The sequence below is a fragment of the Pseudomonas sp. ICMP22404 genome (genome assembly GCF_006227205.1).
Lineage (GTDB): Bacteria > Pseudomonadota > Gammaproteobacteria > Pseudomonadales > Pseudomonadaceae > Aquipseudomonas.
This window is the reverse complement of record NZ_VCNG01000010.1, coordinates 1-12,402: the sequence shown is the minus strand read 5'-3', so window position 1 is coordinate 12,402 and position 12,402 is coordinate 1. Positions and strand designations below refer to the sequence as shown.

12 protein-coding genes are annotated in these 12,402 nt (G+C 60.8%); 11 read left to right on the top strand and 1 reads right to left on the bottom strand.

Annotated features, from left to right (window positions below; genetic code table 11):
- Positions 1–149 precede the first annotated feature (149 nt).
- The 3 genes from FGE05_RS17670 to FGE05_RS17660 all read left to right on the top strand — a co-directional run bounded on the left by FGE05_RS17670 (position 150) and on the right by FGE05_RS17660 (position 2,746).
- Positions 150–830: a response regulator gene (locus FGE05_RS17670; protein ID WP_047701500.1), complete on the top strand. Its 681-nt coding sequence runs from the start codon at positions 150–152 to the stop codon at positions 828–830.
- Positions 827–2,152, top strand: a complete 1,326-nt coding sequence (locus FGE05_RS17665; protein ID WP_139646941.1) for a sensor histidine kinase — start codon at positions 827–829, stop codon at positions 2,150–2,152. Before FGE05_RS17670 ends, FGE05_RS17665 begins: the two co-directional genes overlap by 4 nt.
- A 117-nt stretch (positions 2,153–2,269) precedes the next feature.
- Positions 2,270–2,746, top strand: a complete 477-nt coding sequence (locus FGE05_RS17660; protein ID WP_139646939.1) for a GNAT family N-acetyltransferase — start codon at positions 2,270–2,272, stop codon at positions 2,744–2,746.
- A 172-nt stretch (positions 2,747–2,918) separates the two neighbouring features.
- Here the strand turns inward: FGE05_RS17660 and FGE05_RS17655 are convergent, their stop codons facing one another.
- Positions 2,919–3,737, bottom strand: a complete 819-nt coding sequence (locus tag FGE05_RS17655) for a pyruvate, water dikinase regulatory protein (protein ID WP_024776743.1) — start codon at positions 3,735–3,737, stop codon at positions 2,919–2,921.
- A 176-nt stretch (positions 3,738–3,913) separates the two neighbouring features.
- On the opposite strand from FGE05_RS17655, the gene ppsA reads away from it, so the two are divergent.
- From ppsA to FGE05_RS17615, 8 genes are all read left to right on the top strand, one after another.
- Positions 3,914–6,289 carry a phosphoenolpyruvate synthase gene (ppsA, locus tag FGE05_RS17650; protein ID WP_139646937.1) on the top strand — a complete coding sequence of 792 codons (2,376 nt, stop codon included), beginning with the start codon at positions 3,914–3,916 and terminating at the stop codon, positions 6,287–6,289.
- A 215-nt stretch (positions 6,290–6,504) separates the two neighbouring features.
- Entirely contained in the window at positions 6,505–7,494 is a 990-nt protein-coding gene (locus FGE05_RS17645; RefSeq protein WP_139646935.1) for an alpha/beta fold hydrolase, read from the top strand.
- Positions 7,495–7,609: 115 nt separating this feature from the next.
- A complete protein-coding gene (gene rraA, locus FGE05_RS17640) occupies positions 7,610–8,101 on the top strand; it encodes a ribonuclease E activity regulator RraA (protein WP_139646933.1) in 492 nt (163 codons plus the stop codon).
- A gap of 25 nt (positions 8,102–8,126) precedes the next feature.
- Positions 8,127–9,122 (top strand): zinc transporter ZntB, encoded by a 996-nt coding sequence (locus FGE05_RS17635; RefSeq protein WP_024776747.1) that lies wholly within the window; start codon positions 8,127–8,129, stop codon positions 9,120–9,122.
- A 62-nt stretch (positions 9,123–9,184) separates the two neighbouring features.
- Positions 9,185–9,430 carry a hypothetical protein gene (locus FGE05_RS17630; protein WP_014337331.1) on the top strand — a complete coding sequence of 82 codons (246 nt, stop codon included), beginning with the start codon at positions 9,185–9,187 and terminating at the stop codon, positions 9,428–9,430.
- Between the two features lie 2 nt (positions 9,431–9,432).
- Positions 9,433–10,257, top strand: a complete 825-nt coding sequence (locus FGE05_RS17625) for a mechanosensitive ion channel domain-containing protein (protein ID WP_139646931.1) — start codon at positions 9,433–9,435, stop codon at positions 10,255–10,257.
- A 91-nt stretch (positions 10,258–10,348) separates the two neighbouring features.
- Positions 10,349–10,939 carry an RNA polymerase sigma factor SigX gene (gene sigX / locus FGE05_RS17620; RefSeq protein WP_025212681.1) on the top strand — a complete coding sequence of 197 codons (591 nt, stop codon included), beginning with the start codon at positions 10,349–10,351 and terminating at the stop codon, positions 10,937–10,939.
- Positions 10,940–11,046: 107 nt separating this feature from the next.
- Positions 11,047–12,081 (top strand): OmpA family protein, encoded by a 1,035-nt coding sequence (locus tag FGE05_RS17615; protein ID WP_139646929.1) that lies wholly within the window; start codon positions 11,047–11,049, stop codon positions 12,079–12,081.
- The last annotated feature ends 321 nt before the right edge of the window (positions 12,082–12,402 follow it).

The window sequence follows — 12,402 nt, the reverse complement described above, 5'->3', positions numbered from 1 at the left end:
TGGATAGCACGATGGCGGCTGGCGATTAACCGTCGATTAAACGGCGAGGGCCGGTCTGCAGCAATGATCGCCCATGTTTGCCACTCTCGTCGCATAATGTCGGCTTAATCGGCCGGCGGCCTAATGTACCTTTTTCCACGAGGCTTACCATGCGTGTACTGGTTTGCGAAGACGATGAACTGATCGCCAGCGGGATCGTCGCCGGTCTTACGGCCCAGGGCCTGACCGTCGAGCACGTGGGGTCGGCCTCGGCGGCGCGGGCGATGATCGGCGTGGCCGAGTTCGATGTCATGGTGCTGGACCTGGGGCTGCCCGATGAGGATGGCCTTAAACTGCTCAAGCAATTGCGCCAGCAAGGGCTGGAGATTCCGGTGCTGATCCTCACTGCGCGGGATTCGGTGACCGATCGGGTGGACGGTTTGCAAGCCGGCGCCGATGACTATCTGCTCAAGCCTTTCGACCTGCGGGAGCTGGCGGCGCGCCTGCACACGTTGTTGCGCCGCGTGGCGGGTCGTAGCGTCAACCTGATCGAGCACGGTCGCCTGACTTACGATCCCAGCAGCCGCGAAACCCTCCTGGATGGCCAGCCGGTGGATCTATCCAGGCGTGAGCAGTCACTGTTGCAGGCGCTGTTGCACAGCCGTGGCCGGGTGTTGTCCACCGAGCAGCTCAAGGACAGCGTGTACGGCTTCAATGACGAACTGGAAAGCAACGCCCTCAACGTCCACATCCATCACCTGCGGCGCAAGCTCGGCAACGGGATTGTCGAGACGGTACGCGGGCTGGGTTATCGCCTGGGACCGGCCGATGGTGGAGAACCTTCCAAGTGATGAGCTTGCGATTGCGCCTGAGCCTGACCCTGGGCGCGGCCTTCATTCTGATCTGGGCCCTGGCGGCGGCGTGGATGCTCAGCGATCTGCGCAACCAGATGATGTTTTCCCTTGATCAGCGGCTGGTGGCGTCGGCGCGGATGGTCGCAGGACTGTTGGAGCAATTGCCGCCGCTGCCGAGCAAGGGCGAGGGCACGCATTTCAGCGCCGAGCAGTTGAGCATCCCCGGGGGCATGGCCTGCCAGGTCAGCTCCTTGCGGGGCGAAATCCTGGCCCGCAGCCATGGTACGCCGGAGCAGGTCCTGGAAGCCGAGAAAATGGGGTTCCACGACCAGATGATCGACGGCGCGCCCTGGCGCAGCTTCACCCTGGCCCGGGGCGATGTGCGCATTACCACCGCCGACCGCCAGACCGAACGGGAAGCCCTGAACCTGTCGATTCTGTTGGCAGCCTCGGTGCCGGTGGGAGTGGCGTTGCTCGGCTGCCTGTGCCTGCTGTGGCTGGGCATTGGCCAGGGCCTGGCGCCGCTTAACCGTATGCGCGACGCGCTGATGCGCCGCAATGCCGACTCCCTGGAACCTCTCCAGATCCATCCATTGCCCAGTGAGCTGCGCCCCCTGCTGGAAACCCAGAATCAGCTGTTCCAGCGTATCGGCAAGACCATCGAGCGCGAGCGCAGGCTGACCGGCGATGCGGCCCATGAACTGCGCAGCCCTTTGACGGCCATCAAGACTCACCTGCAAGTGGCGCGCATGACCGAAGGGGTCGCACGTGACCAGTCCCTGGCTCGGGCCGAGGAGGGCGCTGACCGATTGCATCGCACACTCGAGCAGTTGCTGTTGCTGGCTCGGGTGGAGGGCAGCCTGTCCTTCGACGATGGGGTGCAATGCAACGCCGAACAGGTCGCGCGGCTGGCGATCCATGACGCGGCCAATGGCGATTCCGGGCGAATCAGTCTGCTGGTCTCTCCCGGGGTGTCCGATGCACCGGTGCAGATGCCGGCGGTGCTTTCCATCGCTGCGTTGCGCAACCTGCTGGATAACGCGCTGCGTCATACCCCGGAGGATACCGTGGTGGAACTCAGTCTGGAGATGATTGGGCAGCGGGTCCGTTTCCGGGTTCGCGACCATGGTCCCGGCATTGCCGCCGATGATATCCAGCACCTGACCCAGCGCTTCTGGCGCAACGGCCAGAGCACCGGTTGCGGCCTGGGGCTCGCGATCGTCCAGGCCATCGTCCAGCGTTGTGGGTGCGGCCTGCATTTCGACAGCCGCCCGGATGGGTTGCGGGTGGAGTTGACGATGCCGGTGCAGGTTTCATAGCGACACGCTGCAAGGACGCTACCTTGTAGTTTCCTGCAATCATTCCCATTGGCGCCCCCGGCTTATCCGGGTCTATGTTTTTTTCAGCTCGACTCAAGGACTGAGGAAAACAGCGTCATGGACACGTTCATCGAAATCAGTACCGCCGCGCCCGGCGATGCCGGCATCGTCAGCCGGATCGCCGAGCGCTCCATCCGGGTCGGTTGTGCCGCAGAACACCGTAACGACCCGCGCATCGTGGCCGCCTGGACCCGCAATAATACCCCCGCGTGTATTCGCCCCTGGGTGGTCGATCCGCGATTGCGCCTGACCCTGGCGCGTCTGCATGGTCGACCGGTGGGCGTCGCGATGGCGTCGGTCAGTGGTCGGATCGCGTTCTGCTATGTGCAGCCGGAGTGGTTTCGGCGCGGGGCCGGGCGGGCGCTGGTGCAGGACATCGAGGCGTGGTTGCGTGGCCGCGGACTCGCCCGGATTCGCCTCAACAGCACAAGCACCAGCTATGGGTTCTATCGCCGCCTGGGGTTTGAGCAAAGCGCCAAGGCGTTTGCCATCGGCGGTGTCGCGGCCATTGCGATGCACAAGTCACTGGGCTAACGGTTGAAGCATTAGGTCAGGGTGCTGGCTGCCCAATGCAGGCTGGTCAAGCCCATCCCCGTGGGAGCAAAGCTTGCTCGCGATAGCGGCGAACCAGCCTAAGCCGTTGTCGACTGACTGGCCTCAATCGCGAGCAAGCTTTGCTCCCACAGGGCTCGCAGGGTGTCCGCGGCTACTTGAACCGCCGCTCGACGCCTTTCTCCACGAGGATCTTCGCCGAAATCTCCTCCACGGAAAAATGCGTGGAGTTGATGTGGGGGATGTTTTCCCGTCGGAACAGGTTTTCCACCTCGCGCACTTCGAATTCACACTGGGCGTAGCTCGAATAGCGACTGTTGGGCTTGCGCTCGTTGCGGATCGCGGTGAGGCGGTCCGGGTCGATGGTCAGGCCGAACAGCTTGTGCTGATGGGCGCGCAGGGCGCTGGGCAGTTGCAGGCGTTCCATGTCTTCTTCGGTCAGCGGATAGTTGGCCGCGCGGATGCCGAACTGCATCGCCATGTACAGACACGTCGGTGTCTTACCACAACGCGACACCCCCACTAGGATCAGGTCGGCCTTGTCGTAATAATGCGTGCGGGCGCCGTCATCGTTGTCCAGCGCGAAGTTGACCGCCTCGATCCGCTCCATGTAATTGGAGTTGTGACCGATGGAGTGGGATTTGCCGACCGAGTAGGAAGAATGCTCGCTCAGCTCCTGCTCCAGGGGGGCCAGGAAGGTAGAAAAAATGTCGATCATGAAACCATTGGACGTTGCGAGAATCTCACGGATGTCTTGATTGACGATGGTATCGAAGATGATCGGGCGAAAGCCGTCGGTTTCGGCGGCTTTATTGATTTGCTGTACCATCGCCCGCGCCTTGTCGACGCTGTCGATGTACGGACGTGTCAGCTTGGCGAAGGTAATGTTTTCGAACTGCGCCAGTAGGCTTTGGCCCAGGGTTTCGGCGGTGATGCCGGTACCATCGGAGATAAAGAAAGCAGATCGTTTCATTTGCACCTTGGGCCTTAAGCTAATAGCGTTTCTTGGATATGATAGGCGCGATTTGCCGGCCGCCAATGGCCAGCATTCTCACTTATTTTCCAGGTCCAGGCCATATCGCCGGCCAACGCTCCCCAGGAGTCGCCGGTGCCTTGAGCTTTTCCAACACAGTTAGTGGAGAGATCACCTTGGTAGAGTACGTAGTTTCCCTCGATAAGCTCGGCGTCCATGATGTGGAGCATGTGGGGGGCAAGAACGCATCCCTGGGCGAGATGATCAGTAACCTCGCCGGTGCCGGCGTATCGGTGCCGGGTGGCTTCGCCACGACAGCTCAGGCTTATCGTGATTTCCTGGAACTGAGCGGCCTGAACAAGCAGATCCACGATGCGCTCGATGCCCTGGATGTCGATGACGTCAATGCCCTGGCCAAGACCGGCGCCCAGATCCGCCAATGGATCATGGAAGCCGAATTCCCCGAGCAACTGAACAGCGAAATCCGTACCGCTTTCGCCAAGCTCTCCGAAGGCAACCCCGACATCGCTGTCGCCGTGCGCTCCTCGGCCACCGCCGAAGACCTGCCAGACGCTTCCTTTGCCGGCCAGCAGGAAACCTTCCTGAACATTCGTGGTGTGGAAAACGTCATCCGCGCCGCCAAGGAAGTCTTCGCTTCCCTTTTCAACGACCGTGCCATTTCCTACCGCGTGCACCAGGGCTTTGACCACAAGCTGGTCGCCCTGTCCGCAGGCGTGCAACGCATGGTCCGTTCCGAAACCGGCACCGCCGGCGTGATGTTCACCCTCGACACCGAGTCGGGCTTCCGTGACGTGGTGTTCATCACCGGCGCCTACGGCCTGGGTGAAACCGTCGTACAGGGCGCGGTCAACCCGGACGAGTTCTATGTCCATAAAGGCACGCTGCAGGCCGGTCGCCCGGCCATCCTGCGCCGTAACCTGGGCAGCAAGGCCATCAAGATGATCTACGGCGACGAAGCCAAGGCCGGTCGTTCGGTGAAAACCGTCGATGTGGACAAGGCCGAGCGCGCCCGTTTCTGCCTGACCGACGCCGAAGTCAGCGAGCTGGCCAAGCAGGCGATGATCATCGAGCAGCACTACAAGTGCCCGATGGACATCGAATGGGCCAAGGACGGTGACGACGGCAAGCTGTACATCGTGCAGGCCCGCCCGGAAACCGTGAAGAGCCGCACCCAGGCCAACGTCATGGAGCGCTACCTGCTCAAGGAAACCGGCACCGTGCTGGTGGAAGGCCGTGCCATCGGCCAGCGCATCGGCGCCGGCAAGGTGCGGATCATCAAGGACGTCTCGGAAATGGACAAGGTCCAGGCCGGCGACGTGCTGGTCTCCGACATGACCGACCCGGACTGGGAGCCGGTGATGAAGCGCGCCAGCGCCATCGTCACCAACCGTGGCGGCCGTACCTGCCACGCGGCGATCATCGCCCGTGAACTGGGTATCCCGGCGGTGGTGGGTTGCGGCAACGCCACCCAGTTGCTCAAGGACGGCCAGGGCGTGACCGTTTCCTGCGCCGAAGGCGATACCGGCTACATCTTCGAAGGTGAGCTGGGCTTCGACATCAAGAAGAACTCCGTGGACGCCATGCCGGAGCTGCCGTTCAAGATCATGATGAACGTCGGCAACCCGGACCGTGCCTTCGACTTCGCGCAGTTGCCGAACGCCGGCGTGGGCCTGGCCCGCCTGGAGTTCATCATCAACCGCATGATCGGCGTGCACCCCAAGGCGTTGCTGAACTACAGCGGCTTGCCGCCAGAGATCAAGGACAGCGTCGACAAGCGCATTGCCGGCTACGACGATCCGGTCGGTTTCTATGTCGAGAAGCTGGTGGAAGGTATCAGCACCCTGGCGGCGGCGTTCTGGCCGAAAAAGGTCATCGTGCGCCTGTCGGACTTCAAGTCCAACGAATACGCCAACCTGATCGGCGGCAAGCTCTACGAGCCGGAAGAAGAAAACCCGATGCTGGGCTTCCGCGGTGCTTCGCGCTATATCAGCGAGACGTTCCGTGACTGCTTCGAACTCGAATGCCGTGCCCTCAAGCGCGTACGCAATGACATGGGCCTGACCAACGTCGAGATCATGGTGCCGTTCGTGCGCACCCTGGGTGAAGCGAGCCAGGTGGTCGACCTGCTGGCGGAAAACGGCCTGGCCCGTGGCGAGAACGGCCTGCGGGTGATCATGATGTGCGAACTGCCCTCCAACGCGATCCTGGCGGAAGAGTTCCTGGAGTTCTTCGACGGTTTCTCCATCGGCTCCAACGACCTGACCCAGTTGACCCTGGGCCTGGACCGCGACTCCGGGATCATTGCGCACCTGTTCGATGAGCGGAACCCGGCGGTCAAGAAGCTGCTGGCCAATGCCATTGCCGCCTGCAACAAGGCTGGCAAGTACATCGGCATCTGCGGCCAGGGCCCTTCGGACCACCCGGACCTGGCCAAGTGGCTGATGGAGCAGGGCATCGAAAGCGTGTCGTTGAATCCGGACTCCGTACTGGAAACCTGGTTCTTCCTGGCCGAGGGCCAGGGCGCGGCCTGAGTGGAGCGGGGCCTCTAACGGCAATGCCGATGAGTTGAGCTGCAAATCTGTGGGAGCGAGCCTGCTCGCGAAAGCGCTGTGTCAGTCGCCATCAATGGGCCTGATCCACTGAATTCGCGAGCAGGCTCGCTCCCACAAGGCTTTGTCGCCAAGCCCCTTTGATTTAAGTAGGGCGGGCTCCTGTCGGAAGCCGCCCTTTTTTGTGCAAGAGTATTATGCAAAGCAGCAGCAACCTTTTTCCTGTCGCCCTGATCAGCGCCGAGCGGCGTGGCGATCTGAGCGAAGATGTCTACCGGCTGAAACCCGGCAACAGCCCGGACCCCAGCGTCGAACTGGCTGTCACCCGCCTGGGCATGGCCGACGCCGGACAGGTCCGCGGCGTCCCGGTGATCCTGTTGCACGGCAGCTTCTCCAACCGGCGCTTCTGGTACTCGCCCAAGGGGCTGGGCCTGGGTGCGTATCTGACGCGGTTGGGATTCGATGTGTGGATTCCCGAGATGCGCGGCCATGGGCTGTCCCAGCGCAACCAGGGTTACCGCAACAATCGCGTGGCCGACTATGCCCGCTATGACTTGCCGGCCATCGGCGCCTTCGTGCGCGAGCAGAGTGGACAAGTGCCGCACTGGCTCGGCCATTCCCTGGGCGGCATCACCCTGGCGGCAGCCTTGGGTGGCCACTATCTGGGCGAGCCGGCCGTGGCGTCAGCGGCGTTCTTCGGCACCCAGGTCAGCCGCACCTACTGGCCGCTGAAAATTCCACCCGTGGAGTGGGGCGGACGGTTCATCCTCAAGCGTTTTGCGCAGTTGTCCGGCTCCCGACTCAAGCGCGGCCCGGAGGACGAACCCATCGGCCTGGCCCTGGAGAGCATGCGTTGGTACGGCTTGTTCGGACGGTTCGGCGATGCCGAGAAGGACTGGTGGGCTGGGCTGGCTGAGGTGCAAGTGCCAGTGCTCGCAGTGAGCGCCGCCGGCGATCATCAGGATCCGACCTGGGCTTGCCGCAAGCTCTTCGAACAGATGGGGGCCGAGCGTAAGCAGTTTGTCTGCCTGGGCCGGGAGCATGGCTTCGGTGACGATTTCGGTCATGTGGAGATGCTGGTCAGCAAGGCTGCCCAGGCCGAGGTCTGGCCTTTGGTGGCGCGTTGGCTGGAGGAGCAGAGCGTCCCTGTGCCGGCAACCCTGCCGGTTCTGGCCGAGGCGGTTTGAGGCGAAGGGCATTTCGCTCTGGTCGGCTTGCGGATAAGATATGACGCGTTAAACGGTTCCGGTCACAAACGGTTGCTCATCCAGTCTGACGTTCCAGCCTTCCAGGAGTTGTTCGATGAACCATTACCTCACGCCCGACCTGTGCGATGCCTACCCGGACCTGGTGCAGGTGTTGGAACCGATGTTCAGCAATTTCGGCGGCCGCGATTCGTTTGGCGGTGAAATCGTGACCATCAAGTGCTTCGAGGACAACTCCCTGGTCAAGGAGCAGGTCGAACTCAAGGGCGACGGTAAGGTACTGGTCGTCGACGGTGGGGGCTCCCTGCGCCGGGCGCTGTTGGGCGACATGCTGGCCGAGAAAGCGGCGAAAAACGGCTGGGAAGGGCTGGTGATCTACGGCTGCATCCGTGACGTGGATGTCATCGCCCAGACCGATCTCGGTGTCCAGGCCCTCGCCAGCCATCCCATGAAAACCGACAAGCGTGGTATCGGTGATCTTAACGTCGCCGTGACCTTTGCCGGCGTGACGTTTCGTCCGGGTGAATATGTCTATGCGGACAATAACGGCGTGATCGTCTCGCCAAGCCCGTTGAAAATGCCTGAATGAAGCGTCAAAGCCGTAAGGGATGAGGATGTTCGAGGAAGAAAACGCGCAGTGGGGGCTGGTGCATGCCCTGGTGCTGGACGGTAAGGGCGGCGCACGTTCGATTGCCCGGACCGAGCTCGACGATCTGCAGTTGCAGGCGCACGAAAGCCTGTGGCTGCATTGGGATCGCAGCCATCCGCAGACCCATACCTGGCTGCGTAAATCCAGCGGACTGAGCGAGTTCAACTGCGATCTGCTGCTTGAAGAAAATACCCGGCCGCGCCTGTTGCCGTTGCCCGAGGCCGAGCTGCTGCTGTTTCTCAGGGGCATCAACCTCAACCCGGGTGCCGAGCCGGAAGACATGGTTTCGGTGCGGATTTTCGCCTCCGCCCAGCGCGTAATCTCCCTGCGTCTTCGTCCTTTGCGCGCCACCGATGAGCTACTGGCGCACCTGGCCGAAGGCAAGGGACCGAAAACCGCGTCGGAACTCATCCTCTATATGGCGCAGTACCTGACCAACAAGGTCCAGGATCTGGTTTCCCAGCTCTCGGAAATCGTCGATGGCGAAGAAGAAATGCTCGATGCCGACGAACGGTATACCCCCGAGCACGACGCCATTTTGCACATTCGTCGTCGGGCCGCCGGACTGAAACGGTTCCTGGCGCCGCAGCGGGACATTTTCGGCCAGATGTCGCGAATCAAACTGCCGTGGTTCGTCGAGGACGACGGCGATTACTGGAATGAATTGAACAACAGCCTGACCCGCTATCTCGAGGAGCTGGAATTGACCCGAGAGCGCGTGGGGCTTGTGCTGGAGGCTGAAGACCGGCGCCTTTCCGTGCGCATGAACCGGACGATGTATCGCTTCGGCATCGTCACCGGGATCTTCCTGCCGATGAGTTTTCTCACGGGCCTGCTGGGCATCAATGTCGGCGGTATCCCATTTTCCCAAAGCCCCTACGGCTTTCTGGTCGCCTGCCTGCTGATGGCCGGCGTGGCCCTGGGACAGTGGTGGCTGTTCCGTCGTCTGCGCTGGGTGTGACAGGTTTCATGTGACCCGACGAAATTTGATCGCGTCTTTCACAGACATCACGAGAGGTGCGTATGCACGATCCGTTTGAACAGTCTTTGCGCGACATGCTCAAGGCTTCGCCGTCCAGCCGGGATGACGATGCATGCTTGGGGCGCGTGCTGAAAACCGCCAACCGCCAGGTCGGCGCCGGTGATCTGTTCAGCCTGCTGGGCCGTTGGCTGCCCGCGCTGATGATCGCCTTGAACAACGGGTCGGCCCATGTCTCGCCGGTTTCCCGTCGTAAACCTGTCACCCGCACCGCTGATAAGGCTGATTGAATATGGAACTGAATCTCTGGACCCAGAGCCTCGTCGCGGCAATGACTGCGTTGTGGACCAAAGTGGCCAATTTCATCCCGAACCTCTTCGGTGCCCTGGTGGTGGTGCTGTTGGGGTTCGTCGTGGCCAAACTGCTGGACACGCTGCTTTCCAAGCTGCTCGCCAAACTGGGTCTGGATCGCCTGATGGGCGGCACGGGCTTGACCAAGTTGCTGTCCCGTGGCGGCATCCAGGTACCGATCTCGACCCTGGTGGGCAAGATTGTCTACTGGTTCGTGCTGCTGATTTTTCTCGTCTCCGCGGCTGAGTCCCTGGGACTGCAGCGGGTTTCGGCAACCCTCGACATGCTTGCGCTGTACCTGCCCAAGGTGTTCGGGGCGGCCCTGGTGTTGCTGGTCGGCGTACTGCTGGCTCAATTGGCCAACGGGCTGGTGCGCGGCGCAGCCGAAGGCGTAGGTCTGGATTACGCCTCGGGCCTGGGGCGAATCGCCCAGGGCCTGGTGATCATCATCAGTATTTCTGTCGCGATCAGCCAGTTGGAGGTCAAGACCGACCTGCTCAACCATGTGATCGTGATCGTATTGATTACCGTTGGTCTGGCGATTGCGCTGGCAATGGGATTGGGAAGCCGGGAAATCGCCGGGCAGATTCTCGCGGGAATCTATGTGCGTGAGCTGTATGAAGTTGGGCAACAAGTGCGGATTGGCGAGGTTGAAGGGCAGATCGAGGAGATCGGCACGGTGAAGACCACATTGCTGACCGAGGAGGGCGAACTGGTGTCGCTCTCCAATCGGATCCTGCTGGAGCAGCATGTGAGTAGCCGCTAACCCGGCAAACTCTGCTAATGTATGCCGCCGCAAAACGCCTGCTACCGCAGGCTGCGGCGCACATTGACCTAGACCGTCGGCCCGACTTGTTTTGAACAAACCCCAATCGCTGTCCACGCGCTATGACCCCCGTGATCTCTCTGATGAGGAGTTGGTCGCGCGCGCACATACGGAGCTGTTCCACGTAACACGTGCTTACGAAGAGTTGATGCGCCGTTACCAGCGAACATTATTTAACGTTTGTGCACGTTATCTGGGGAACGATCGCGACGCTGACGATGTCTGTCAGGAGGTGATGTTGAAGGTGCTGTATGGCCTGAAGAACTTCGAGGGGAAATCGAAGTTCAAGACGTGGCTATATAGCATCACCTACAACGAATGCATCACACAGTATCGCAAGGAACGGCGAAAGCGTCGCTTGATGGACGCTTTGAGCCTTGACCCTCTCGAGGAAGCGTCTGAAGAAAAGGCGCCCAAGCCCGAGGAAAAGGGTGGACTCGATCGCTGGCTGGTTTATGTGAACCCGATTGACCGTGAAATTCTGGTGCTACGATTTGTCGCAGAACTGGAATTCCAAGAGATCGCAGACATAATGCACATGGGTTTGAGCGCGACAAAAATGCGTTACAAGCGCGCTCTCGATAAGCTGCGTGAGAAATTTGCAGGCATTGCCGAAACTTAGTTCGGCGCAAATATCTCTTACGTGTAGGCAAGTTCTGATAGACTTGCCGCCGAGTTGTCCCCCGGTTTGCGGGACTGCTTCACAATCACCAGATGGGGATTTAACGGATGAAACTGAAAAACACCTTGGGCTTTGCCATTGGTTCTCTTATTGCCGCCACTTCGTTCGGCGCTCTGGCACAAGGCCAAGGCGCAGTTGAAATCGAAGGCTTCGCCAAGAAAGAGCAATTCGACAGCGCTCGTAACTTCAAGAACAACGGCAACCTGTTCGGCGGTTCGGTTGGTTACTTCCTGACCGACGACGTTGAACTGCGTCTGGGCTACGATGAAGTTCACAACGTTCGTTCCGACGACGGTCGTAACATCAAGGGCGCCAACACTGCACTGGACGCTCTGTACCACTTCAACAACCCAGGCGACATGCTGCGTCCGTACGTCTCGGCCGGTTTCTCCGACCAGAGCATCGGTCAGAACGGCTCCAGCGGTCGTAACCGTTCGACCTTCGCCAACGTTGGCGGCGGCGCCAAGCTGTACTTCACCGAGAACTTCTACGCTCGTGCCGGCGTTGAAGCTCAATACAACATCGACCAGGGCGACACCGAGTGGGCTCCAAGCGTCGGTATCGGTGTGAACTTCGGTGGCGGCTCCAAGCCTGCTGCTGCTCCAGTTCCAGCTCCTGCTGAAGTCTGCTCCGACAGCGACAACGATGGCGTGTGCGACAACGTCGACAAGTGCCCTGACACCCCAGCCAACGTAACCGTTGACGCTGATGGCTGCCCAGCGGCTGCTGAAACCGTACGTGTTGAGCTGGACGTGAAATTCGACTTCGACAAGTCGGTCGTCAAGCCAAACAGCTACGGCGACATCAAGAACCTGGCTGACTTCATGAAGCAGTACCCAGAAACCACCACCACTGTTGAAGGTCACACTGACTCCGTCGGTCCTGACGCTTACAACCAGAAACTGTCCGAGCGTCGTGCAAACGCCGTTAAGCAAGTTCTGACCAACCAGTACGGTGTTGAAGCGTCCCGCGTTCAGTCCGTTGGCTACGGCGAAACCCGCCCAGTTGCTGACAACGCCACTGAAGCTGGTCGTGCTGTTAACCGTCGCGTAGAAGCGCAGACTGAAACTAAAGCCAAGTAATTAGCTGATAGTTTGGGAAAAGCCCGGCTTATGCCGGGCTTTTCTTTGCCTGCGATTTACCCAATGCGAAGTACAGAACCTGTGGGAGCGAGCCAGCTTGCGATAGCGGTGGGTCAGCTTGCGGCAATGTCGAATGTACCGCCGCATCGCGAGCAGGCTCGCTCCCACAAAGGGGGCTGCGCCGTGCCATAGCTGTGTGGCGGACACAAGACCTGTGGGAGCGAGCCAGCTTGCGATAGCGGTGGGTCAGCTTGCGGCAATGTCGAATGTACCGCCGCATCGCGAGCAGGCTCGCTCCCACAAAGGGGGCTGCGCCGTGCC

Excerpts from the sequence above, each read along its gene's own strand:
- FGE05_RS17670 (WP_047701500.1), top strand. The coding sequence starts at position 150 with ATGCGTGTACTGGTTTGCGAAGACGATGAACTGATCGCCAGCGGGATC.
- FGE05_RS17660 (WP_139646939.1), top strand. The coding sequence starts at position 2,270 with ATGGACACGTTCATCGAAATCAGTACCGCCGCGCCCGGCGATGCCGGC.
- FGE05_RS17655 (WP_024776743.1), bottom strand. The coding sequence starts at position 3,737 with ATGAAACGATCTGCTTTCTTTATCTCCGATGGTACCGGCATCACCGCC.
- FGE05_RS17645 (WP_139646935.1), top strand. The coding sequence starts at position 6,505 with ATGCAAAGCAGCAGCAACCTTTTTCCTGTCGCCCTGATCAGCGCCGAG.
- rraA (WP_139646933.1), top strand. The coding sequence starts at position 7,610 with ATGAACCATTACCTCACGCCCGACCTGTGCGATGCCTACCCGGACCTG.
- FGE05_RS17635 (WP_024776747.1), top strand. The coding sequence starts at position 8,127 with ATGTTCGAGGAAGAAAACGCGCAGTGGGGGCTGGTGCATGCCCTGGTG.
- FGE05_RS17630 (WP_014337331.1), top strand. The coding sequence starts at position 9,185 with ATGCACGATCCGTTTGAACAGTCTTTGCGCGACATGCTCAAGGCTTCG.
- FGE05_RS17625 (WP_139646931.1), top strand. The coding sequence starts at position 9,433 with ATGGAACTGAATCTCTGGACCCAGAGCCTCGTCGCGGCAATGACTGCG.
- FGE05_RS17615 (WP_139646929.1), top strand. The coding sequence starts at position 11,047 with ATGAAACTGAAAAACACCTTGGGCTTTGCCATTGGTTCTCTTATTGCC.